The organism is Pseudomonas sp. 4CAES_32.4 (assembly GCF_058136335.1).
This window is the reverse complement of sequence record NZ_CM176882.1, coordinates 1,492,003-1,512,207: the sequence shown is the minus strand read 5'-3', so window position 1 is coordinate 1,512,207 and position 20,205 is coordinate 1,492,003. Positions and strand designations below refer to the sequence as shown.

The following is a 20,205-nucleotide window of genomic DNA, read 5'->3' as shown; positions in this document are numbered from 1 at the left end:
CATTACTTCCTTGTAATAATTGAAGAAGAAAGGTACTCACTGACAAACCTCAGCGCTTCAGGGGCTCCACGTAACGAACTGGTACCCAAGCTTACACGACCATCCCCCCCGGCAAAATCAAAGCTATGAAGCTGTACCGAACAACGAGTATTCAGCCTTCCAAAATCCACATTCTCTAATTCCGCCCTGCTAAACGTCAGCAATTCTGATTGACTCAACCCACTCGCAGCAACTTCATCACTAGCAGAATTTAGACCTGCACAGGATATGAGACGGGGAGTGCCATCACGTCGCCGCCAATCAGACATTACAAATGTAATAAGAGCGTATTCATTCTTAAAATGAGGAGGCGGAGCATCTAGCCAAAGCTCCAAGCCTGGATAATTCTTCAGCTTTACAATCAAATCATCCGGCCAATCCTTATGCCGATAACCCATCGTGTGCGGCTCATTGTGCTCCGTCCGGGTATAAAGTCTGGCCGAAACTTTATAGAACCCCCAATCAGGTGAGGGTTCTTTACCAACTTGGTCATAAGCGGTGATCAGTTCAGTTCCCGTCCACCAGAATGCCCCTTCAAGAAGGTCCGCAATACAGGAGCCATCGCCCTTCAGCCTAGAGCCGAAATGAAAGCCGGGGATTCGAGTTCTATCCAGATAGCTGCCTCCTAAAATGGGCACCTGCTCCATGCCGGCAAGCTTTTTACTGCATTCTCCTTCTTTTTTGTGGCGGATCGCCCGCGCCTCCGCTGCGTCATCCCACTGGTTATGAAAATCTACTACCCAATAACAAGCGGCCAAAAAAAGGCTGTATTTCACAGCTTGTTTTGTTCGCCTGATTATTTCCCTTCGAGAGATCTTAAACATTTCAACGTTCCTTATTGAAATTGTAAAAACAAGTCACGTGCGCCGTTATCTGCTTATTAGCCCGTCAAATATTTCGAAATACCCCTTTAGTCCATTCACCACTTCAAATTTACTCGCAGTCAACTTTGCTGACTCACCCAGTGATTGAAACCCCCTGTCATCATGTAAAACATAGGCACTCTCCTGGCTATCGCCTTATAGTCAAAAAAATCCACGAGCATTCCGTTCACTCCATCAACAATTACCTCTCGCAGTGGTGCCGTATCAGACGCGATTACGATACAACCAGAAGCCATGGCCTCTAAAAGCGACCACGACAAAACAAATGGATAAGTTAAATAGACATGAGCTTTTGAAAGCTCTAGCACTGTTCTATATTTTTTATACGGAAGCCTTCCGGTGAAATGCACGCTGCAACTATCTAAATCAACCTCCGCCGCCATCCTGCTTCGCCAATTCGGATACCCGATTGGCATTCGCCCGTAACTGACTTCATCTCCACCCACTATGACTATTTGAGCCTCCGGGCACTCAGCCTGTATATGCGGAATGGCCCTCATGAAACTATGGAATCCGCGATAAGGCTCTAGATTTCTGGCCACGTAGGTGACGATGGGCTGCCCTGCTTTTAACACCTGGCCACTGGGCAACGTTAACGAATCAACCCTCTGCGAACAATATTTCCGAATGATGCCTTCGTGAATCACTTGAATTTTCGAGTGGTAGGCTGCTGGAAAAAGACTGCGTTGCCACTGCGTCGGGGCAATTGCAATATCGCACTGCTCAAGATTCAAAAGATGCATCGAGTTCAAAACCCGCAGCCTTGAAGACTCCTCACCGACACTTGGAAATTCAGGATCAAAACCTGAATCCGCGCCATGTGCTCGATAATAAAACTCGCAGAAATGAATAAGCGGCACATCGGGATACACATCTTTGATAAATAGCGATTCACCCCATCCTGGATGAGCGAGAATCACATCAGGTCGATAATCCTCAAGCTTGAGCTTTTTCAAAACTTGGTAAACTTTCTGGCCATCAGTGACGGCCTCCTCATACGTTCGCAAATAGGCATGAATACTGTTCTGTCTTGTTTTTGACGTCCGATACTGAAAAAGCTTTACCCCTTCGAGTCCCGGAGCCGTGTCTCGCCCAATAGCGACCACCTCGCAGCGTCGACGAACAGCTTCTAGCGCCACATGACGAAACTGCCCCGGAAAATTTTGATGAACCACAAGAAGCTTCATACTTGAGCAAATTCCGTTTTATACATCTCCATTGAACTGACGCTTTTCAACATCAATTGACATATACAAACGCTAACAAATGCGAAGAAATAAAACTGTAGGAGGCTTCCTAGAAGCTCCTAGGAGATGGCGAAACATAGGTCTTTTTCGCGGGCACAAAAAAAGCGGCGCTCAATGCGCCGCTTTTCATTTGCGGTTGATTACCAGCGGTTGCCACGTCCGTTGTGGTCGCCTCGCCCGCTGTGCCGGTCGTAATTGCCACGACCGCGATGATCGTTGTCCCAGCCGCCGCGACGGTGGCCGTCCCAGTTGCCGCGATCATTGCCGTGCCAGCGGCGGCTTTCGTAATGGCGTGGGGCTGGTTGATAGTAACGCGGCGCCGATTGGTAGTAGCGCGGTTGCTGGTAGTACCGCGGTTGCGGTTGGTAGTAACGCGGCTGCGCGTAATAGGTGCTGCCACCTCGGTAGTAAGTGCCGCCAGTGTTGTAGTAAGCCGGTGCAGGTGATGTGTAAACCTGTGAGCTGTAGTACGAGTCCGCGTACGAGTACGGGGCGCAACCGGCAACGGAAAACATCAACGCAGCAAGCAGAAGAATTCGTCTATACATGGCGGCCTCCTGGACCGCGGGTTGGCCACACCAGCGACGCTGGCAGGCGACAGTCAATTAATCGGTGACTGTCGAAAAATCAGACAGCGTTTTCGGCATCTGGTGCGTTCCTGCAACAAGTTGAAACAAGTGCTCAGTGAAACCTTGTTCATCCGCAGACGCCGTCATTCAGCCGCTGATTAATGGTGCCCTCCGTGATATCCGCCGCCGTGATAACCCCGTCCGTAGCCGCCCCGATAACCGTAGCCACCGTAGTAATAACGCGCGCCGCCGTAGTAGCGCGGGCCGTAATAACTGCCGTAGGAATAAGGTGAGTAGTAGCCGGGAGAGTAGTAAGTGGCGGGATAACCACCGTAGGGCCCGGCGTAGTAATAACAACCGGTAATACCAAAAACCAGAACTGCACCGAGCAACATTTTGTGAATACGCATGGCGGCCTCCTGAAAGACCCACGGCCGCAACGGAACAGAGCTGCCGACACACGTTTGACTGGGGCGGATCGATCAAGTGCCCGGTTCGGCTGGGCTTCAGATCAGCGGTGGCCGCCCCAGGTTCATGCCCATCCTTCAAGTGATGCAGGAACGACCATTCGCGCCGCACATGGAGCAGTTATTTCGCCGCAGTGCCATTAGAATGCATGCCATCGGGCCACTGCCAATGGAACTGCCATGCCGCATCGATCTGCGCTGTACTCCCAACGCTCGCTGGTATTGACGCTGATCGCCCTGCTCGGCGCCGGGTTTCTCGCCACGTCCTTGCTGAGCTACTACGCCTCGCGCGCCTCGATCCGCGACAACATCGTCAACACCGAACTGCCGCTGACGTCCGACACGGTCTACTCGGAAATCCAGAAAGACCTCGTCAGACCGATCCTGATTTCCTCGATGATGTCCCGCGACACCTTCATGCGCGATTGGGTGGTCAACGGCGAACAGAACCCCGAGCAGATGACCCGTTACCTCAACGAGGTCATGACCCATTACGGCGCCTACACCGCGTTTTTCGTCTCCAATAGCACCCTCACCTACTACCACGCCAAAGGCGTGCTCAAGCAGATCAAAGTGGAAGAACCGCGCGACGCTTGGTACTTCCGCGTGCGCGACATGAAAGACCCGTACGAGATCAACGTCGACCCGGACCTGGCCAACAAGGACAACCTGACGTTCTTCATCAACTACAAGGTCTACGATTACCACGACCGCTTCATCGGCGCGGCGGGCGTCGGTCTGACCGTGGATGCGGTGATCAAGCTGATCGACAAATACCAACAGCGTTATCAACGCAGCGTGTACTTCGTTGATACCTTTGGCCGACTGGTTTTGACCGGTGCCGAAGGCGGCCCCGAAGGCGCGCACATCGGTCAGAGCCTCAGCGAAATCGAAAGTATGAAGAGCCTGGTCAGCCAGTTGCCGAAACCGCACAGCGGCAGTTACGAATATTCCGCTCACGGCCAGGGACACTTTCTCAACGTACGGTTTATTCCCGAGCTGAACTGGTATCTGTTCGTTGATAAGCGCGAAGACGGTGCGCTGAGCGAAATCCGTCAGTCGCTGTATCTCAATCTGTTGATCTGTTTGCTGGTCACGTTGATTGTGTTGGCCTTGCTCAACCGCGTGATCAAACGCTATCAAACCAAGATTCAGGCCCAGGCGACCCTCGACAGCCTCACCGAATTGCCGAACCGTCGCGGATTTGACCTGCTCGCCGCACAGGCCCTGCACGAAGCACAGCGCGAGACCAAACCGCTGACGGCGTTGCTGCTCGACCTCGATCACTTCAAGGCATTGAACGACACCTACGGTCACATGGCCGGTGATCAAGTGTTGATCGGTTTTGCCCGCGATCTGCAAAGTTGCTTGCGCCATGCCGACATCGTCTGCCGTTGGGGCGGTGAGGAATTCATCGTTTTGTTGAAAGACACTGATGGCGACACCGGTCAGAAAATTGCCGAAAAGATCCGCCAACACGTCGAGCAACAGGAATATGCCTACGACGGCCACCGCCTCAATCTGACCGTGAGCATTGGCGCCACCACCCTGCAACGCGATGACACCTTGCACAGCCTGCTGTCGCGGGCCGATCATGCGATGTACCGAGCCAAACAAAACGGCCGCAACCGCACCTGCGTGGAAATGCCTCACTCGACTTATGCCTGATTCCGACGTTAAACCCGACCACTGCCCGGCCTGCGGCGCCCGCAACGACTGCAGCCTCGCCGACCCACGCACCGCCGACCGCGAGTGCTGGTGCTATGGCGTAAGCATTGACCCAGCGGTGCTCGAAGACCTGCCGCCAGAACTGCGCAACCAGTCCTGCCTGTGCCCGCGTTGCGCGCAGGTCGAGGCGCAACTGCAAGCGGCCAAGCGCTCGATCCCGTAAGATGCGCCGCCCTTCAATCATCGAACTCTGAACATGCGCGTCGACCGTTTTCTCAGCAACCTGCCCCGCTACAACCGTCAGCAGGTTCGCCTGTTGCTGGTGGAAAAGCGCGTGCGGATTGACGGAAAAGTCGTCAGCGATCCGCACAGTGAAGTGCTGGAATTCAGCCGCGTCGAAGTCGACAACGAAGTGCTGCAAATCGGTAAACCGGCACGCTATTTCATGCTGCACAAGCCGCCGGGCTGCGTCAGCGCCACCCGCGATCCGCAACACCCCACTGTGCTCGACCTGATCGATGAACCCGACAAGGACGACCTGCACATTGCCGGACGTCTGGACTTCAACACCACAGGCCTGATGCTAATCACCAACGACGGCGCGTGGTCGCGACGTCTAACCCAGCCGCAGACCAAACTGCCGAAGGTCTACTACGTCGAGACCGAGCAGGAGATTGGCGCGGAATATGCGACCACTTTTGCCGAGGGCATCTACTTCGCCTTCGAAGACCTGACCACGCAGCCGGCGCAACTTGAGCTGCTCGGGCCACACTCGGCGCGGTTGAGTATCGTTGAAGGTCGCTACCACCAGGTGAAGCGTATGTTTGGGTTCTTCAACAACAAAGTCATGCGCCTGCACCGCGAATCCATGGGTCTGTTGCAGCTTGATGACGCGCTAAAACCGGGCGAGTACCGCGCTTTGCGCACCGAAGAGATTCATTTGTTCTAAGCCTGCGACCGCTCAGCAGAAGTTGTCGAACAATTTACCAACGGCACTTGCGCGATGCCGACTCCCCTGCTTGAATCAGGACGTCGGCCAAATTGTGACCGACGAGTCACAACATACTTCTAAGAAACTTTTTGTCGGTCGTCAGCCCTCAGGGGTGCGCCTCAGCCGACAGACTGCCCGCCAATAACAATACCCGTCGACCTGCCTTACCGGATCGACATGGGCCAAGCAAATTCCAGGCGTATGCCTACCTGTCACAAAGCTCGTGCAATGTCTATTTGCGCGCATACCCGCTTGCTTGCCAGGAGTCTTATGACATGAGGCCAGAAATCGCTGTGCTGGATATACAGGGTCAGTATCGGGTTTACACGGAGTTCTATCGCGCAGACGCCGCAGAAAAGACCATCATCCTGGTCAACGGCTCGATGGCCACGACTGCGTCGTTTGCACAGACTGTGAAAAACCTGCACCCGCAATTCAACGTGGTCTGCTACGACCAGCCCTACGCGGGCCGGTCAAAAGCCCACAACCGCCACGAGAAACATCTGACAAAAGAAGTCGAAGGGCTGATTCTGCTGGAGCTGATCGACCACTTCGCCGCCGAACACGTGCTGTCGTTTTCCTGGGGCGGCGCCGCGACCCTGGTCGCCCTCGCCCACCAGCCACGTCGTATCGAACGGGCCGTGATCAGCTCGTTCTCGCCGGTGATCAACGCGCACATGCTCGATTACCTCGAACGCGGCGTCGATTACCTCGGGCAACGCGACGGCGATCGCGTCGGCCATCTGGTCAACAACACCATCGGTAAACACCTGCCATCACTGTTTAAACGCTTCAACTATCGCCACGTCAGCAGCCTGGCCGAACACGAATACGGGCAGATGCACTTCCACATCAGCGACGTGCTGCACAGCGATCGTCAGTGCTATCTGAATGCAGCGAAAAAGATCAACGTGCCGGTGCTGTTCTTAAACGGCGAATGGGACGAATACACCGCTGCCGAAGATGCAAGCCTGTTCGGCAATCACGTAGCGCAGAGCACGTTCACCACGCTGCAAGCCACCGGGCACTTTCTCGACATGGAACACAAAGCGGCCTGCCGTGACAGCCAGAATGCCTTGCTTGGCTTTCTGAAACCGGCACAGCAAACCAGCCGAACGCGTTACTCGTTTGTTCAGGATCAACATGCACTGGCCATTTGAAAAGGTGTCATCGCGCGCGAGACTGACGGCCTGAGATTTTGCTTTCCTCACCGCAGTACTCGCCCGCGACTGACCGTTTTCCATGACTCAAAGCGTTCATGAGTAAAAGAAAAACTTCAAATCCGTGGCCGAGTCTGGTACAAAGTCAGCCGCTCTGAGCGGGTATAGTTTAATGGTAGAACAGTAGCTTCCCAAGCTTCCGACGAGGGTTCGATTCCCTCTACCCGCTCCACTCAAATTTTGTCTCACGTTGTGTTTTTGACGGGGGATGCAGGAATAGAAAAAACCGGCCTATAGGGCCGGTTTTTTTGTGGCTGGGATTTGGAAGAGTCAATATTCTGAAACCAGTCTATATTCGCCCCGCTCGTGTCACGCCTTGAAAAACATGCCTCATCCCATACTGTCCAGATGCCTTCTAACCTAAACGAAGGGGCCATTTTATCGCCCGCTCATTACATCAGTGATTGCATCACTGGAAATTGACGACTAAAATCTCCCAAAACGGGAGGAGGCATGGATGCGGATAATCGCAAGATCAACCTTGCGGCAATTCTGGGAAAGCAACCCTGCTTTCGCTGAGTCCGAGACACCGCTTGTTGAATGGTATCGCCACATGGAAAAGGCCAGCTACCGCACTCCACAGGAAGTAAAAGCCGAACTGAGAACAGCCAGCATCCTTAAAGGCGCAAGAATTGTTTTCAATATCGGTGGTAACAAGTATCGAGTGATTTTGGCAATTGACTATCAACGACAGCTTGGCTTCATCCGCTTCGTTGGCAGCCATGCCCAATATGACAAGATCAACGCGGAGACCATCTGATGAACATAAGACCCATTCGGAGCCCGGAGGACCTGGCCGCAGCCTTTGTACGCATGGAGCAGCTTTGGGGCGCAGAACTCAATTCGCTTGAAGGTGATGAGTTGGAAATACTCGCATTGCTCATCGAGAAATATGAAGACGAGCATTACCCAATGCCCCCCTCCGATCCAATAGAAGCGATTAAATTTCGTATGGATCAGCAGGGATTGACCCCACGTGATCTCGAACCGTTCATTGGCACCAGTGGGCGCGTATCTGAAGTATTGAATCGAAAACGTAAACTGAGTTTATCGATGATCAAGCGCTTGCACGAAGGCTTGCGAATCCCCTACGAAAGCCTGCTCGCTGGGTCCTGAATATTCTGATCTCAAGAAAAACCGGCTTCAACGGCCGTTTGTGAGGTGGGTGCCTTCGCGCAATGAGGCGAAGTCGCCAACCCCAGTGATTCGCCGGCGATTTCCTGACATTACAGATCCACAACACTCCAGCCGTTTTCACCTCCCGCCCGACCGACTAGCATTTCCCCATCACCCACCACCCTCCCCTGCGCGGCCATCGACGAATACGCGCCACCACTTTCGAGGGATTCCAATCGCGGCCACTGCGCCGCCGAAAAACGAACGCAAAAGAGCACTTCACCATGACGCAAAACATTTACGACGATCCTGAATTCTTCCAGGGCTACAGCCAGATGAGCCGCTCCATCGGCGGCCTCGACGCGGCGCCGGAGTGGCCAGCGCTCAAGGCGTTGCTACCGTCCATGCACGGCTTGAACGTGGTGGATCTGGGTTGCGGTTATGGCTGGTTCAGCCGCTGGGCCATCGAGCAGGGCGCGGCGAGCGTACTGGGGCTGGATGTCTCGGAGAAGATGCTGGAGCGGGCGCGGGAAACCACGACGACGGCGGACATCCGCTATGAACGCGCCGACCTGGAACAGCTCGACCTGCCTGCCTGCAGTTTCGATTTGGCCTACAGCTCTCTGGCGCTGCACTACATCAAGGATCTACCAGGGCTTTTTGCGCACCTGTACGCGGCGCTGAAACCGGGTTCGCACTTTGTCTTTTCCATTGAGCATCCGATCTTTATGGCACCGCGTACTCCGGGCTGGCTGGTGGACAGCGAAGGCAATAAACGCTGGCCGCTGGACAGTTATCAGATGGAGAGCGAGCGGGTGACCAACTGGCTGGCCGACGGAGTGATCAAGCAGCACCGGACGATTGGCACCCTGCTCAATTCGCTGATTGATGCCGGGTTCACGATTCGCCATGTCAACGAATGGGGCCCAAGCGATGCTGACGTCGCGGCGCAACCAGCGCTGGCGGAAGAGCGGGAGCGGCCGATGATGCTGTTGGTGGCGGTGCAGCGATAGATTGAACAGGGCCGAGGTGATCGGCCCTTTTTCATTCAGCGAGTCGCGACGATGAACAGCCGTGGAAACGGCAACAACACCGAGCCATCTGCCAATGCCGGATAAGCCTTCTCAACTTCTGCGAGATACTGCTCCAGGAACTGCGTTTTCTCCGTCTCGCTCAACGGGCTCAAGAACGGAATCAACCCACTGCCTTTAAACCACTCCACCACCCCTGCCGCTCCGCCAGACAACTGATGGTGATAGGTCGTGCGCCACACATCGACCCGCGAACAGTGTGGCCGCAGCATGGAGAAATAATCGCTGGCACTCGCCATGTTGGTACGCTGCCCTGCCGCGCCTGAAAGCTTGCTCGCCCACGGGCCATTCGCAGCGACTTCACGCATCAAGCGATGGGAGGGTTCATTGAGGTTATCCGGCATCTGAATCGCCAGACTGCCACCCGCCGACAACTTGCTGGCCAGCGCCGGCAGCAACGTCGCGTGATCCGGCACCCACTGCAACACCGCGTTGGCGAAGATCACATCAAATGGCCCGGCGTCGGCCCACTGATCAATCTCGGCCACCTCGAACTGCAACTGCGGCAAGCGCTTGCGCGCCGCGTCGATCATGTCCGCCGAACTGTCCAACCCACTGACCTTCGCACCGGGAAAACGCTGCACCAGCAACTCCGTCGAATTGCCTGGGCCACACCCGATATCGACCACCGATCGCGCTTCAGCCGTAGGAATCGCCGCCAGCAGATCACGAGCCGGGCGGGTGCGTTCATCTTCGAAAGCGACGTATTGTTTGGCGGACCAACTCATTGCGTTCTCCTGTTCGGGACATTCCAGCGGTTCGTCACGATACAGCGATCCGACCCGCCTGCCTGCCCTACCAAGGTCCACAGACTGGCGCTGATTTGTAATTAGAATTTTCCACCTGCCGCAGATGTCTGAATTTCATGCATCCCTCCAATAAGGAATACGGCTATGAAATTCGCAAAAATCTCCCAGAAGCTGGCGATGGTGGCCGGTAGCCCGAAGACCTTCATGGGGGCGCTTATCCTGATCGGGTTGTGGGGCTTGAGCGGGCCTATCTTCAATTACAACGACACCTGGCAACTGATCATCAACACCTCGACCACGATCATCACCTTCCTGATGGTGTTCCTGATCCAGAACACCCAGAACCGCGACACCGACATCCTCCACTTGAAGATTGATGAATTGCTGTTGGTGACCAAAGAGGCGCAGAACGCGATGCTCGGGCTGGAGGCGCTGGATTTGAAGCAGTTGGAGGCGTTGCGCAGGCACTACCGTTCGTTGGGCGAAGGTGAGGTGTTCAATCTTGAGGGGCTGGGGGAGAAGAGCAAGCCGAAGCAGGATTTGAATGAGTGTTGAGGATTGAAAGCAAAAGATCGCAGCCTTCGGAAGCTCCTACAAAATTTGGTGTAGGAGCTGCCGAAGCCTGCGATCCTTTGCTCTTGATTAACGACTAGCCTGAAGCGCGCGAGCCCGCTCCAGATGACTTTGCAGTTTCGGCAGCGTCTCATCGGCGAAAGCCTTGATCTCCGGCACGTCGGTGTTCTGCGCTTCCTGCTGAATCTGCTCGATGGCCTCTTCAGTGGCTTTGACCTGACTGGCCGCATAGGCCTGATCGAAGGTGGCGCCATCGGTCACTTGCGGCATCAATTCCTTGGCTTTGTCCGCCAGTTCTTCACGGGGCGCAACGGGCAGATCGAGCTTCTTGGCAATTTTCGCCAGATGCTGGTTGGCCGTGGTGCGGTCGTTGATGACGACAATGGTGTAGTCCTTGACCTCTTTGGATTCGGCCTTGCCATGGGCCAGGCGACTGGCTTCGATGTCGGCCATGCCTTTGGCCGAGGCATCGTTGATGAAATCGGCGGGCGACTGGGCGAACGCGCTACTGGCGCACAGGCCCAACAGGGATACAAAACTGATGTTGCGTATACGGGTGGCCATCCGGCTCATGGTCGCGCCCTCCTTCCTTCGAAATTCAAGCGGGAGCTTACGCCCCCGCCTCTCAATCAAAACAACCTTCACCGACTACTTCGATTTCTGAGCGGGCTTGCGGCCCATGTCAGGTTTTGGCTCTTTGTCGACAGTCGTTGTGGTGGTTTTCCCACCTTTGCGACCTGCTTCAGAGGCCTTCGTTCGATCGTTGGCGAAGTTTCCCGAGTTCGAGTTTCTTGAATTAGGCATGATTCTCTACCTCTTGGTAATGATCGTGGCGAGCAGGTGCCCGCCTAGATTGAGAATTTTCTGGCCGACAAAGGTTTAGAAAAGTTGCGGACTGCGCGACGAACGGCAGCGTCGGATCAACGATCGAGCGCGTGTTGATTCGAGCGTTTGGCCGCATACATCGCCTGATCAGCATGGCGAAACAGTTGCTGTTCCTCACTGCCGTGCTCTGGGTAACGGGCCACGCCGATGCTCGGTTCGATCTGCAGATTGTGGCCATCCAGACGCATGGGTTGCAGCAGCACCTGTCGGATTTTTTCCGCCACGCTGTCGGCATCTTCTGCGGCGTGCACGCTGTGCAACAGCACGACAAATTCATCGCCACCGATCCGTGCGACGGTGTCGGTTTCGCGGACACAGCCCTTGAGGCGATTGGCCACGGTTTGCAGCAACATGTCGCCCACCGGATGGCCGAAGGTGTCATTGACCTGTTTGAAGCGGTCCAGATCGACATACAGCAAAGCCATGTACCCGGCCTGCTCGCGAGCGCCCGCCAACGCGGCCTTCATGCGCTCGCGCAGCAGTTCGCGATTGGGCAATTGGGTCAGTTGATCGTATTGCGCCATCCGCCGCAGCCGCGCATGCAGTTGTTGACGCTCAATGGCCGTGGCGACCTGGGCGCAGACGTATTGCAGCAGTTCCTTGTCCTGTTCCGTATAGCGCTCGCCGCCGGGCAGGCTTTTGACGATCAGCGCGCCGATGGTGCCGTTCTTGGAGTTCAGCGGCACACCCAGCCAGCACGGTGAGTTTTGTCCGGCGACCAGTGCAGCAAAATCTGGCGAGGAATCCGGACTGTCCGGTGTCAGAAGAATCGGCTGGCCGCTGCGGATAACTTCCGCACAGAGGCGCCCGGTGACGGTGCCCGGTTGTTCGGGCTGCGATTCGTGATCGTCGACGTGATAGGGGAAATTCAGCTGCGCGCAATGTTCGTCATACAGCGCCACGGAGAAATTCAGCGCCGGCAACCACTCGCCAATGATCAGGTGAATGCGTTTGAACAGCGCCAGCAGATCCTCGGCCACATGCGCCGCTTCAGAGATCGCATACAGCGCAGCCTGGCGCGATTCGGCCTGCTTGCGTTCGGTGATGTCGCGGGCGACGGCAATGCGCAGCTGATCGACCTCCGACCAGCGCGCCGACCATAGAATGTGCGCGACGCTGCCGTCCTTGCGCACATAGCGGTTTTCGAAATTGTGTTTGGGCTCGCCGCCCATGATTTCGCCGGCGGCCGCGAGGGTGCGCTGACGATCCGCCGGGTGCACCAACTCGATCATTGGCCGACCGATCAACTCTTCAGGCGTATAGCCGAAAATCCGCTCGCAGGCGGCGCTGACAAAAACGAAGCGACCCTGCTTGTCGACCGCGCAAACGGCGTCCAGCAACAGGTCGATGTAACTCGCCAACGGCGCGGAATTTCGGCTTTCCATGGTTCAGCGTGGGTGTCCGGGCAATGCAGCACTGATAGACCATCCGTGACCTCTTGATTGCGCATCCCTGCACGCACACTCAAGCCTTGTTTGGCATCAATCCCGGCAGCGCATGCGCCAGTGCATTGATGGCGAAACCGATAAACATCACGCCGCACAGCCGGGTAATCAGCAGCTCATGCCGTTGATACATCGTGCGCACCCGCTGCGCGCCGACCACGCCGATGAGAATAGCGTAGGCCAGCAATCCGCCCAGGAAACTCAGGGCAATCAGCATCGGCAACATCGACCAGTTGAGCAGCTCGGCACGGCTCGACAGCAACGCGGTGAACGTGGCGACCGCGACCGGATAGGCCTTGGGATTGGTCAAACCGAACAGAATGCCGTGCCAGAACGGTTTACGCGCCGCACCCTGCGGTTCGTCGCCGCTGCGGCGCTTGGCCCGCACCGCGCGCCAGCCAAGCCAGAACAGGTACAGGCCGCTGAGCACGCCGAGTACATCAAACGCCGTGCTGCCGATTTCCCGTGCGCCGACAATCGCGATCAGCGCGGTGCTACACCAGACCACATCACCGAGCAAATGCCCGCAGAGAAACCCGGCTCCGGCCCGCCGCCCGTGAGCCGCGCCAATGCCGAACACCGCCAGCACACCCGGCCCTGGCGTAATGCCGTAGATGAAACCTGAGGCCAGCACGGCCATTAGCAACGATGGAGTCATGGAAAACCTGTCAGCGCCAGAACACGTGGCGGTCAGTCTATATCAGCGGGTTGCGCCTGATCACGGCTCGTCGTAAAAACGCATGCCGGCGTACGGTTTTTGCCGACACGCTGCCAGCCGCGAAGGCAGATCGCCGACATGGATTTCGAGCTTGTGGCCGTCGGGGTCGAGAAAGTAGAACGACGCACCTTCGCTGCGGTTATCGCGCCATTCCTCGACATTGGCGGCTCTTAGCTGCTGCACGAATAGGGCAAAATCCGCCGCACTCAGGCTGAACGCGTAATGGGTGTAGTCCGGGTTCGGCACGGCTTTTCGCAGCGGGTCCAGCGACAGGCACAACCACAAACCAGGCAACGACATATAAGCACCGGCATCCCACGTCGCCTCGACGCGCAACTGCAGCACGTCGCGGTAGAACGCCAGGCTGCGGTTCAAATCGCTGACCGCCAGGGTCAGGTGGTTAAGGCCGGTGAGCATGGGATCAGTAACCTCTGAGATCTTCAGGGACGACGTATTGCTGACCATCGTAGATCAGGGTCACTTGTTTCTGCTTCAGATACGCGGTTTTGGAAAGACACTCTTTGCCCGACTGGGCGTTGGTCACTTTCGTGCCGTTGGTGGTGATGAGCAGATCGGCCAAGCCATGGTGGCTGGACGGGGCGATTTCGACGGTTCTGCGGATTTTCTTCACATAGCCTTCGCAGTCGTTGGTGAATTCACCGTTGCTTTTGGCGACGACCAATCCCTCCAGCACCGGACGCAATTCCGCGCCTTCGCGGACATACAGCGCCAGATCGGTTTTCTCGTAAGGGTTGGCGCGAGAACTGTGGGCGAACTTTGAGCGCAGACCAAACGCCCGGACGTCTGGCGTCAGCCGGTAGCGAGCCGTATCAATGCGCACATCCTCCAGACGCACGGCATCGGAGTTGTAGGCGCCCGGCTTGCGGTAAGTGGCGATGGGCCTGGCGTCGCTGGCATTAAGGATCGCCAGATCCAGATCGAACGCTCCGGCATCGTCTCCACCGACATCGGCCAGGAAGGTGGACTTGACCGAAATCGCCTGACTTGGGAAGGCCGGCCAGACATTGCAGCGCGACATGGATTTGCCGTCAAAACTCTGGGTGGTGCAGGCGGCTTGGGCTTGGGTGGTGAGGGCCAGCAAACCAAGGGAAATCAGGAGTCTGGTTGCAGCAAGCATTGTTCTTCCTTGATAAAAGTCATGTTGAGCAGGCCGGTTACAGGCCTTTGAAGCCTTGCGGTAAAACATAAGACTTTCCGTCATAACGCAAAGTCGTCAAAACGGGTTTGTAGACAATGGTCTTATCTTCACAAGCATCGCCTTCTCCCTCGCTGCTAGTACCCGTTCCCTGAGTTTTGACGATCAGGTCCGCATACCCATGGGAGCTTGTCTTGCCGATCTCAAGCGTTCTTGTAATTTCGCTCCGCTGCCCGGTGCAATTGTCATCCCACTCGCCGCTGTATTGGCTGACCAACAACTGACTCAAGACCGGGCGCAACTTTGCACCCTCTCTCACGTAGAGCGAGAGCTGAACTTCTTCCAGAGGATTGAGACGGGATGCGTTGGTGACACGCGCACGTAGGCCGAAGGCACGAAAGTCGGGGGCAAGTTTGTACCGTGCAGTATCGAGCGCCAGTTCCACTAGCGCTACGCCGCTCGTTTCAAACGCAGAGGCTTGACGATAAGTGGCAACCGGACTTGGATTTCCATCCTGCAAAACCGACAATTCAAGATCATAGAAACCATGCGAATTGTCTTCGACGTAATCGGCAGCGCGCTCAAACTTGGCTTGGGCATTGATGGTCTGCCCGGGATACGCCGGCCAGTTCTTGCAGATCGAAAAACCCGAGTCCCCCGACACCGCTGGTGGCGTGCAATCGGCAAATGCCTGCCCCGCCAGCAACCAGCCGCACAACGCCGCACACCCGATCCAGCCAGACTTCACTGTCACTTCCCGCTCCTTGATAACGTTTCAGCCGCGCACTATCCCCTGCTCAATCCTCCGATTCAACCAATTCAACGCCTGATCCCCGCCCCGCCGCTTGTGCCACGCCAGCACAAACGTGAACGGCGGTATTTCGAACGGTGGCGGCACAACGATCAATTCCTGCTGATCAATCTCGCGCACGCTGCGCGAAGACACCGTCAGAATCAGATCCGTGCCACTGATGAACTGTGGCGCGACGTTCCAGTGCGGCAGGCTGATTGCAACGCGGCGGCGCTCGCGCAGTGACGTCAGTGCCCGCTCAATTTCCGGTGTGCCGCTGCCGCGCATTTCCAGCAAGACATGTGGCCGCGACAGGTAGGTCGGTAAATCCAGTACACCGTTGGCCGGCAGCGTTTGGCGATCCAGCAGGCAAACGTAGCGCTCTTCGAATAGCACCGAGCTGCGCAGTTCGTGAGGCATTTCCGGGAAGACGCCGGCGGCGATGTCGACATCGCCATTGAGCACGCCTTCGAGCATGCCTTCGCGACTGGCATGGCTGATTTGCAGGTCAATGCCCGGTGCCTCCCGGCGCAGGGTGCGGATCAAACCCGGAAGAATGATCGCCGCGCCGTAATCCGACATCGCCACACGAAACGTCCGACGCGCAATGGCCGGATCGAAGGTGTTCGGCGCCAGCAGCGATTGCACCTGGGCCAACGCTTCCGCCAGCGGCGCGACCAGTTCCAGCGCCCGCGCCGTCGGCACCAGCGTCGCGCCTGCGCGCACCAGCAGCGGATCGCCGAGCAGATCACGCAACCGCGCCAGCGCATGGCTGACCGCCGGTTGACTGAGGTGCAAACGCTCGGCGGCGCGGGTGACGTGCTGCTCGCTGAGCAAGGCGTCGAGGATCACCAACAGGTTGAGGTCGATACGGCGCAAATCATTCATCTGGTGCATGTTCTGGATGACTAAACGGAATTTAAATCTGCGCGACGAATACTCTAGAGTCCAGCAAAACCTGGTGGAGTTTGAACATGAGTACCTTGCATTGGGCCGGCTTGTTGGCGCTGGCCGCGTTTGCTGGCGCGGTCGTGCCGTTCCAGAGCGCGATCAACAGCAATCTGGCACGTGGTTTGGGGCATCCGTTGTGGGCGACCCTGGCGTCGTTGCTGGTCAGTGTGTTGGTGTTGTTGCCGGTGATTGTGGCGTTGCGTTTACCGCTGCCCTCCCTGGCGTTTATCAGCAAGGCGCCGTTGTGGATGTGGGCGGGTGGCGCGTTTGGCGTGTGTTTTGTGGCGCTGGCGGTGGTGTTGCTACCCAAGCTCGGGGCCTCGGGATTTGTCGCGCTGGCGTTGGCCGGGCAGGTGATTGCTTCGATGATGCTGGATCACTTCGGGTTGTTCGGGTTGGTGGAGAAACAGCTGACGGTGTCGCGCGCGTTGGGTGCGGTGTTGTTGATTGGCGGGGTGGTGTTGATTCAGTTTGGTGGGGTGTTCGAGAGGAATGTCGTAACCGCTGGGTAAGCCTGCTTATGATTCAGCGTCTGGAAGTCAGTCTTCGCGAGCAAGCTCGCTCCCACATTTTGATCGTACTTCAGATGAAGAAATGCGATCCCCTGTGGGAGCGAGCTTGCTCGCGAAAGCGTCATCACTGACACCGGAAATCTCAAAACGCGTTGCGGAAAATCTCCTCGATCTGACGCTGATCTGCCGCGCGCGGGTTGGTAAGGCCGCAAGCGTCTTTCAGGGCATTGGTGGCCAGGATCGGAATGTCCGACAGCTTGGCGCCCAGCTCACGCAGGCCGCCGGGAATCTCGACGTCTCTGGCCAGGCAACGAATCGCGCTGATCGCCGCTTGCGCGCCCTCTTCCGGGCTGAACCCACGGATGTCAGCGCCCATCGCGTGCGCCACATCGGTCAGTCGTTCGGCACACACCAGCGCATTGAATGTCTGCACGTGGGGCAGCAGCACGGCATTGCACACGCCGTGGGGCAAGTCATAGAAACCGCCCAACTGATGCGCCATCGCATGCACATAACCGAGGGAGGCGTTGTTGAAGGCCATGCCGGCGAGGAACTGCGCGTAGGCCATGTTCTCCCGTGCGGCGAGGTCGCTGCCGTCGCGCACGGCCAGACGCAGGTTGTTGCTGATCAGGGTCATGGCCTTGAGCGCGCAGGCGTCGGTGATCGGGTTGGCCGCCGTCGACACATAGGCTTCGATGGCGTGCGTCAGTGCGTCCATACCGGTGGCAGCGGTCAGGCCTTTGGGCATGGCGACCATCAGTTCCGGGTCGTTGACCGACAGCAGTGGCGTGACGTTGCGGTCGACGATGGCCATTTTCACGTGGCGCGATTCGTCGGTGATGATGCAGAAGCGAGTCATCTCGCTGGCGGTGCCGGCGGTGGTGTTGATAGCGATCAGCGGCAGTTGCGGTTTGCTCGACTGATCAACGCCTTCGTAGTCGCCGATCTGCCCGCCGTTGGTCGCACACAGGGCGATACCTTTGGCGCAGTCGTGGGGGGAACCGCCGCCGAGGGACACGACGAAATCGCAGCGACTTTCCTTGAGCAAGCCCAGCCCGGACTCGACGTTGGCAATACTTGGATTCGGTTTGGCGCCGTCGAAGATCACCGAGTCGATGTCCTGCATCGCCAGTTTTTCAGCAATCATCGTGGCCACGCCCGCCTTGGCCAGCCCGGCGTCGGTGACGATCAGCGCCTTGCGAAAACCGTAGTTGCGGATCGCGACCATGGCTTCGTCGAGGCAGCCATTGCCCATGATGTTGACCGCCGGAATAAAAAAGGTGCTGCTCATCGTGCGTCTCCTGACTGGGGCCGAATCGACTGCTGCGATCCGGCGGACAGGCACAGCATCGACCGATCGGTCACCGACGATGTTGATCTGGCTCAATGCCCGCTCGTGATAAAGTCGCCGCCCATCAGCCCCTTTGTTTTGAGACACCTGCGCAATGACCGATTTTCTGGATGTCGACGCCACCCTCGAAGACTGGAACACCCTGCGCGCCGCGACCGAGTTCAATGGTTTGCTGGTGGGCAATGGCGCCAGCCGCGCCGTGTGGGACGACTTCGGCTACGACTCGCTGTTCGAAAACGCCCGCACCGTGGAAGAGAAACCGCTGAGCCCGTCGGAACTGGCGGTGTTCGACGCCATGCAGACACGCAGCTTCGAGCAGGTGCTCGGGGCACTGAAAACCACCAGTCGGGTCAACAAGGCGCTGGCCATCAGCTCGGCCGCGCCGCGCAATCGCTACTACGCGATCAAGGAAGCGCTGATCAACAGCGTGCACGCGGTGCACATTCCGTGGCGACTGGTGAAAGCTTCAACTTTGGCGACGCTGAATGAAGAACTGGCGCGCTATCGCACGGTGTTCACCACCAATTACGACTTGCTCAACTACTGGGCGCTGCAACACCAACGCGACGCCATCGACGACCTGTTCAACGGCCCGAATGCCAGTTTCGATCTGAGCGAAAGCAGCACCGACAAACCACGTTTGCTGTACCTGCATGGCGGTCTGCATCTGGTGCGCAATCAGGACGGCACCGCGCGCAAGTTGACCTCGACCGAAGGCACATTGCTCGGTAGCTTCGCGATCAACAACACGATCAAGACCCTGGACGACGTGCCGCTGTTCGTCAATGAAGGGCCGAGCGCGGACAAGCTCAAGACCATTCGCAGTTCGGATTATCTGTCGTTCTGTTACCAGCAATTGCTCGGGCATGGCGACAGTCTGTGCATCATTGGTCATGCGCTGGGCGAGCAGGATGCGCACATCGTTCGCGCGCTGCGCCTGGCGAAACCGAAGACCGTGGCGATCTCGATTTATCCGCGCAGTGCGGCGTTTGTTCAGCATCAGAAGCGGCATTACGCGAAGGTGTTTGAAGGGACCGGTGTTGAGTTGCGGTTTTTTGATGCGAAGACGCATGCGCTCGGAAGTCCGAAATTGTCGGTGCCGGTCGAGGTTTAGCCGCAAGGTTTCTACCGCTATCGCTAGCAGGGCTAGCTCCACAGGGATGGGGGTTAGGCCAGAGTTTTGCGCTCGACACATAGTCCTGTGGGAGCCAGCCCTGCTGGCGATAGCGAAGAGTCAGTCAACATCAACTTTGCAGATGCCGGCCTGATCGCTGGCAAGTCGAGTCGTCGCACCGCAGCTCCCACAGGGGATTTTTGTCGGATTTGAAAGTGGCGTTAGAGCACCGGCAACGTCTTGTCCTTGATCACTTTGCTAGGCCCATTCGTCTTGACGCTGGCGATGCCTTTGTCACAAGCCGAGGCCGACGAATACGACTCGCTGCTGCCGATGATCTGGTGATTGGCAGCCTTGAGGTTGAAGTACGGGTGGCCGTCCTTGGTGGTCTTTTTCTCGTAGCGTTCATCCAGCGGGCTGTTGGTCTGTACCGAAGCGATGCCGCCATCGGCCGCCGCGCGGGTGGTGTACAGCTCACTGGTCAAAATGGTTTCGGCATTCGCCGCTTTCAACACGAACCTGAACTGGCCGTTACTGCTTTTACTCACTTCGTACCATCCGGACATGCTCGTTTCTCCTTGGCGATTGAGAGATTTCGCGCTTCAGAGTAAAGACCAGTCCGGGTTATCTGTCGCCTGCACTGGCCCTATCGCTGGCAAGCCAGCTCCC

At 57.0% G+C, this 20,205-nt stretch carries 25 protein-coding genes and 1 tRNA gene; 11 read left to right on the top strand and 15 right to left on the bottom strand.

Annotation, left to right across the window (positions count from 1 at the left end; all coding sequences use genetic code 11):
* Positions 1-2: 2 nt before the first annotated feature.
* The 4 genes from AC3Y64_RS06805 to AC3Y64_RS06790 form a co-directional block, all read right to left on the bottom strand.
* Positions 3-863 carry a hypothetical protein gene (locus AC3Y64_RS06805; protein ID WP_489986891.1) on the bottom strand — a complete coding sequence of 287 codons (861 nt, stop codon included), beginning with the start codon at positions 861-863 and terminating at the stop codon, positions 3-5.
* A gap of 119 nt (positions 864-982) precedes the next feature.
* On the bottom strand, positions 983-2,110 hold the full coding sequence (locus AC3Y64_RS06800; RefSeq protein WP_489986890.1) for a glycosyltransferase family 4 protein: 1,128 nt from the start codon (positions 2,108-2,110) through the stop codon (positions 983-985).
* A 200-nt stretch (positions 2,111-2,310) separates the two neighbouring features.
* On the bottom strand, positions 2,311-2,718 hold the full coding sequence (locus AC3Y64_RS06795; protein ID WP_489986889.1) for a hypothetical protein: 408 nt from the start codon (positions 2,716-2,718) through the stop codon (positions 2,311-2,313).
* Positions 2,719-2,897: 179 nt separating this feature from the next.
* Positions 2,898-3,149 carry a hypothetical protein gene (locus tag AC3Y64_RS06790; RefSeq protein ID WP_489986888.1) on the bottom strand — a complete coding sequence of 84 codons (252 nt, stop codon included), beginning with the start codon at positions 3,147-3,149 and terminating at the stop codon, positions 2,898-2,900.
* A gap of 237 nt (positions 3,150-3,386) precedes the next feature.
* Between AC3Y64_RS06790 and AC3Y64_RS06785 the strand changes: the two genes are divergently transcribed.
* The 8 genes from AC3Y64_RS06785 (at position 3,387) to AC3Y64_RS06750 (ending at position 9,214) form a co-directional block, all read left to right on the top strand.
* The gene (locus tag AC3Y64_RS06785; protein ID WP_489986887.1) at positions 3,387-4,874 is read left to right on the top strand and encodes a sensor domain-containing diguanylate cyclase; all 1,488 of its coding nucleotides are present in this window, start codon (positions 3,387-3,389) and stop codon (positions 4,872-4,874) included.
* On the top strand, positions 4,867-5,097 hold the full coding sequence (locus AC3Y64_RS06780) for a cysteine-rich CWC family protein (RefSeq protein ID WP_489986886.1): 231 nt from the start codon (positions 4,867-4,869) through the stop codon (positions 5,095-5,097). The genes AC3Y64_RS06785 and AC3Y64_RS06780 overlap by 8 nt, the downstream gene beginning before the upstream one ends.
* Before the next feature lie 33 nt (positions 5,098-5,130).
* Complete coding sequence (locus tag AC3Y64_RS06775) at positions 5,131-5,823, top strand: pseudouridine synthase (RefSeq protein ID WP_489986885.1); 693 nt, start codon at positions 5,131-5,133, stop codon at positions 5,821-5,823.
* Between the two features lie 317 nt (positions 5,824-6,140).
* On the top strand, positions 6,141-7,025 hold the full coding sequence (locus AC3Y64_RS06770) for an alpha/beta fold hydrolase (protein WP_489986884.1): 885 nt from the start codon (positions 6,141-6,143) through the stop codon (positions 7,023-7,025).
* A gap of 158 nt (positions 7,026-7,183) precedes the next feature.
* Positions 7,184-7,257 (top strand) — tRNA-Gly (locus AC3Y64_RS06765).
* Between the two features lie 285 nt (positions 7,258-7,542).
* Positions 7,543-7,845: a type II toxin-antitoxin system HigB family toxin gene (locus AC3Y64_RS06760; RefSeq protein ID WP_489986883.1), complete on the top strand. Its 303-nt coding sequence runs from the start codon at positions 7,543-7,545 to the stop codon at positions 7,843-7,845.
* Positions 7,845-8,201, top strand: coding sequence for a helix-turn-helix domain-containing protein (locus tag AC3Y64_RS06755; protein WP_489986882.1), 357 nt, complete (start codon positions 7,845-7,847; stop codon positions 8,199-8,201). The genes AC3Y64_RS06760 and AC3Y64_RS06755 overlap by 1 nt, the downstream gene beginning before the upstream one ends.
* 284 nt (positions 8,202-8,485) lie before the next feature.
* Positions 8,486-9,214 carry a class I SAM-dependent methyltransferase gene (locus tag AC3Y64_RS06750; protein ID WP_489986881.1) on the top strand — a complete coding sequence of 243 codons (729 nt, stop codon included), beginning with the start codon at positions 8,486-8,488 and terminating at the stop codon, positions 9,212-9,214.
* Positions 9,215-9,249: 35 nt separating this feature from the next.
* On the opposite strand, the gene tam is transcribed toward AC3Y64_RS06750, so the two are convergent.
* On the bottom strand, positions 9,250-10,020 hold the full coding sequence (gene tam / locus AC3Y64_RS06745) for a trans-aconitate 2-methyltransferase (RefSeq protein WP_489986880.1): 771 nt from the start codon (positions 10,018-10,020) through the stop codon (positions 9,250-9,252).
* Between the two features lie 165 nt (positions 10,021-10,185).
* On the opposite strand from tam, the gene AC3Y64_RS06740 reads away from it, so the two are divergent.
* Complete coding sequence (locus AC3Y64_RS06740) at positions 10,186-10,596, top strand: low affinity iron permease family protein (RefSeq protein ID WP_158953938.1); 411 nt, start codon at positions 10,186-10,188, stop codon at positions 10,594-10,596.
* A gap of 87 nt (positions 10,597-10,683) precedes the next feature.
* On the opposite strand, the gene AC3Y64_RS06735 is transcribed toward AC3Y64_RS06740, so the two are convergent.
* The 8 genes from AC3Y64_RS06735 to AC3Y64_RS06700 form a co-directional block, all read right to left on the bottom strand.
* A complete protein-coding gene (locus AC3Y64_RS06735) occupies positions 10,684-11,187 on the bottom strand; it encodes a DUF4142 domain-containing protein (protein ID WP_489986879.1) in 504 nt (167 codons plus the stop codon).
* 75 nt (positions 11,188-11,262) lie between these two features.
* Complete coding sequence (locus AC3Y64_RS06730) at positions 11,263-11,418, bottom strand: KGG domain-containing protein (protein ID WP_007911485.1); 156 nt, start codon at positions 11,416-11,418, stop codon at positions 11,263-11,265.
* A gap of 116 nt (positions 11,419-11,534) precedes the next feature.
* Positions 11,535-12,884, bottom strand: coding sequence for a sensor domain-containing protein (locus AC3Y64_RS06725; protein ID WP_489986878.1), 1,350 nt, complete (start codon positions 12,882-12,884; stop codon positions 11,535-11,537).
* A gap of 79 nt (positions 12,885-12,963) precedes the next feature.
* Positions 12,964-13,602, bottom strand: a complete 639-nt coding sequence (locus AC3Y64_RS06720; RefSeq protein ID WP_158957029.1) for a LysE family translocator — start codon at positions 13,600-13,602, stop codon at positions 12,964-12,966.
* A 60-nt stretch (positions 13,603-13,662) separates the two neighbouring features.
* Positions 13,663-14,079 carry a fosfomycin resistance glutathione transferase gene (gene fos, locus AC3Y64_RS06715; RefSeq protein ID WP_489986877.1) on the bottom strand — a complete coding sequence of 139 codons (417 nt, stop codon included), beginning with the start codon at positions 14,077-14,079 and terminating at the stop codon, positions 13,663-13,665.
* Positions 14,080-14,083: 4 nt separating this feature from the next.
* A complete protein-coding gene (locus AC3Y64_RS06710) occupies positions 14,084-14,800 on the bottom strand; it encodes a PA3715 family protein (protein WP_489986876.1) in 717 nt (238 codons plus the stop codon).
* A 37-nt stretch (positions 14,801-14,837) separates the two neighbouring features.
* A complete protein-coding gene (locus AC3Y64_RS06705; protein ID WP_489986875.1) occupies positions 14,838-15,572 on the bottom strand; it encodes a PA3715 family protein in 735 nt (244 codons plus the stop codon).
* A gap of 21 nt (positions 15,573-15,593) precedes the next feature.
* The gene (locus AC3Y64_RS06700) at positions 15,594-16,505 is read right to left on the bottom strand and encodes a LysR substrate-binding domain-containing protein (protein WP_489986874.1); all 912 of its coding nucleotides are present in this window, start codon (positions 16,503-16,505) and stop codon (positions 15,594-15,596) included.
* Positions 16,506-16,582: 77 nt separating this feature from the next.
* Between AC3Y64_RS06700 and AC3Y64_RS06695 the strand changes: the two genes are divergently transcribed.
* Positions 16,583-17,071, top strand: a complete 489-nt coding sequence (locus AC3Y64_RS06695; protein ID WP_489986873.1) for a DMT family transporter — start codon at positions 16,583-16,585, stop codon at positions 17,069-17,071.
* Positions 17,072-17,213: 142 nt separating this feature from the next.
* Here AC3Y64_RS06695 and yiaY read toward each other — a convergent pair whose 3' ends face one another.
* On the bottom strand, positions 17,214-18,362 hold the full coding sequence (yiaY, locus tag AC3Y64_RS06690; RefSeq protein WP_489986872.1) for an L-threonine dehydrogenase: 1,149 nt from the start codon (positions 18,360-18,362) through the stop codon (positions 17,214-17,216).
* A 154-nt stretch (positions 18,363-18,516) separates the two neighbouring features.
* On the opposite strand from yiaY, the gene AC3Y64_RS06685 reads away from it, so the two are divergent.
* On the top strand, positions 18,517-19,536 hold the full coding sequence (locus AC3Y64_RS06685; protein ID WP_489986871.1) for a DUF4917 family protein: 1,020 nt from the start codon (positions 18,517-18,519) through the stop codon (positions 19,534-19,536).
* A 221-nt stretch (positions 19,537-19,757) separates the two neighbouring features.
* Here AC3Y64_RS06685 and AC3Y64_RS06680 read toward each other — a convergent pair whose 3' ends face one another.
* A complete protein-coding gene (locus AC3Y64_RS06680; RefSeq protein ID WP_489986870.1) occupies positions 19,758-20,102 on the bottom strand; it encodes a YegP family protein in 345 nt (114 codons plus the stop codon).
* Between the last annotated feature and the right edge of the window lie 103 nt (positions 20,103-20,205).

Coding starts and splice junctions, on each gene's coding strand:
- tam (WP_489986880.1), bottom strand. CDS start 10,020: ATGAGTTGGTCCGCCAAACAATACGTCGCTTTCGAAGATGAACGCACC.
- AC3Y64_RS06760 (WP_489986883.1), top strand. CDS start 7,543: ATGCGGATAATCGCAAGATCAACCTTGCGGCAATTCTGGGAAAGCAAC.
- AC3Y64_RS06755 (WP_489986882.1), top strand. CDS start 7,845: ATGAACATAAGACCCATTCGGAGCCCGGAGGACCTGGCCGCAGCCTTT.
- AC3Y64_RS06680 (WP_489986870.1), bottom strand. CDS start 20,102: ATGTCCGGATGGTACGAAGTGAGTAAAAGCAGTAACGGCCAGTTCAGG.
- AC3Y64_RS06710 (WP_489986876.1), bottom strand. CDS start 14,800: ATGCTTGCTGCAACCAGACTCCTGATTTCCCTTGGTTTGCTGGCCCTC.
- AC3Y64_RS06700 (WP_489986874.1), bottom strand. CDS start 16,505: ATGCACCAGATGAATGATTTGCGCCGTATCGACCTCAACCTGTTGGTG.
- AC3Y64_RS06685 (WP_489986871.1), top strand. CDS start 18,517: ATGACCGATTTTCTGGATGTCGACGCCACCCTCGAAGACTGGAACACC.
- AC3Y64_RS06780 (WP_489986886.1), top strand. CDS start 4,867: ATGCCTGATTCCGACGTTAAACCCGACCACTGCCCGGCCTGCGGCGCC.
- AC3Y64_RS06695 (WP_489986873.1), top strand. CDS start 16,583: ATGAGTACCTTGCATTGGGCCGGCTTGTTGGCGCTGGCCGCGTTTGCT.
- AC3Y64_RS06790 (WP_489986888.1), bottom strand. CDS start 3,149: ATGCGTATTCACAAAATGTTGCTCGGTGCAGTTCTGGTTTTTGGTATT.
- AC3Y64_RS06750 (WP_489986881.1), top strand. CDS start 8,486: ATGACGCAAAACATTTACGACGATCCTGAATTCTTCCAGGGCTACAGC.
- AC3Y64_RS06725 (WP_489986878.1), bottom strand. CDS start 12,884: ATGGAAAGCCGAAATTCCGCGCCGTTGGCGAGTTACATCGACCTGTTG.
- fos (WP_489986877.1), bottom strand. CDS start 14,079: ATGCTCACCGGCCTTAACCACCTGACCCTGGCGGTCAGCGATTTGAAC.
- AC3Y64_RS06730 (WP_007911485.1), bottom strand. CDS start 11,418: ATGCCTAATTCAAGAAACTCGAACTCGGGAAACTTCGCCAACGATCGA.
- AC3Y64_RS06770 (WP_489986884.1), top strand. CDS start 6,141: ATGAGGCCAGAAATCGCTGTGCTGGATATACAGGGTCAGTATCGGGTT.
- AC3Y64_RS06795 (WP_489986889.1), bottom strand. CDS start 2,718: ATGTATAGACGAATTCTTCTGCTTGCTGCGTTGATGTTTTCCGTTGCC.
- AC3Y64_RS06735 (WP_489986879.1), bottom strand. CDS start 11,187: ATGAGCCGGATGGCCACCCGTATACGCAACATCAGTTTTGTATCCCTG.
- AC3Y64_RS06740 (WP_158953938.1), top strand. CDS start 10,186: ATGAAATTCGCAAAAATCTCCCAGAAGCTGGCGATGGTGGCCGGTAGC.
- yiaY (WP_489986872.1), bottom strand. CDS start 18,362: ATGAGCAGCACCTTTTTTATTCCGGCGGTCAACATCATGGGCAATGGC.
- AC3Y64_RS06805 (WP_489986891.1), bottom strand. CDS start 863: ATGTTTAAGATCTCTCGAAGGGAAATAATCAGGCGAACAAAACAAGCT.
- AC3Y64_RS06800 (WP_489986890.1), bottom strand. CDS start 2,110: ATGAAGCTTCTTGTGGTTCATCAAAATTTTCCGGGGCAGTTTCGTCAT.
- AC3Y64_RS06720 (WP_158957029.1), bottom strand. CDS start 13,602: ATGACTCCATCGTTGCTAATGGCCGTGCTGGCCTCAGGTTTCATCTAC.
- AC3Y64_RS06775 (WP_489986885.1), top strand. CDS start 5,131: ATGCGCGTCGACCGTTTTCTCAGCAACCTGCCCCGCTACAACCGTCAG.
- AC3Y64_RS06785 (WP_489986887.1), top strand. CDS start 3,387: ATGCCGCATCGATCTGCGCTGTACTCCCAACGCTCGCTGGTATTGACG.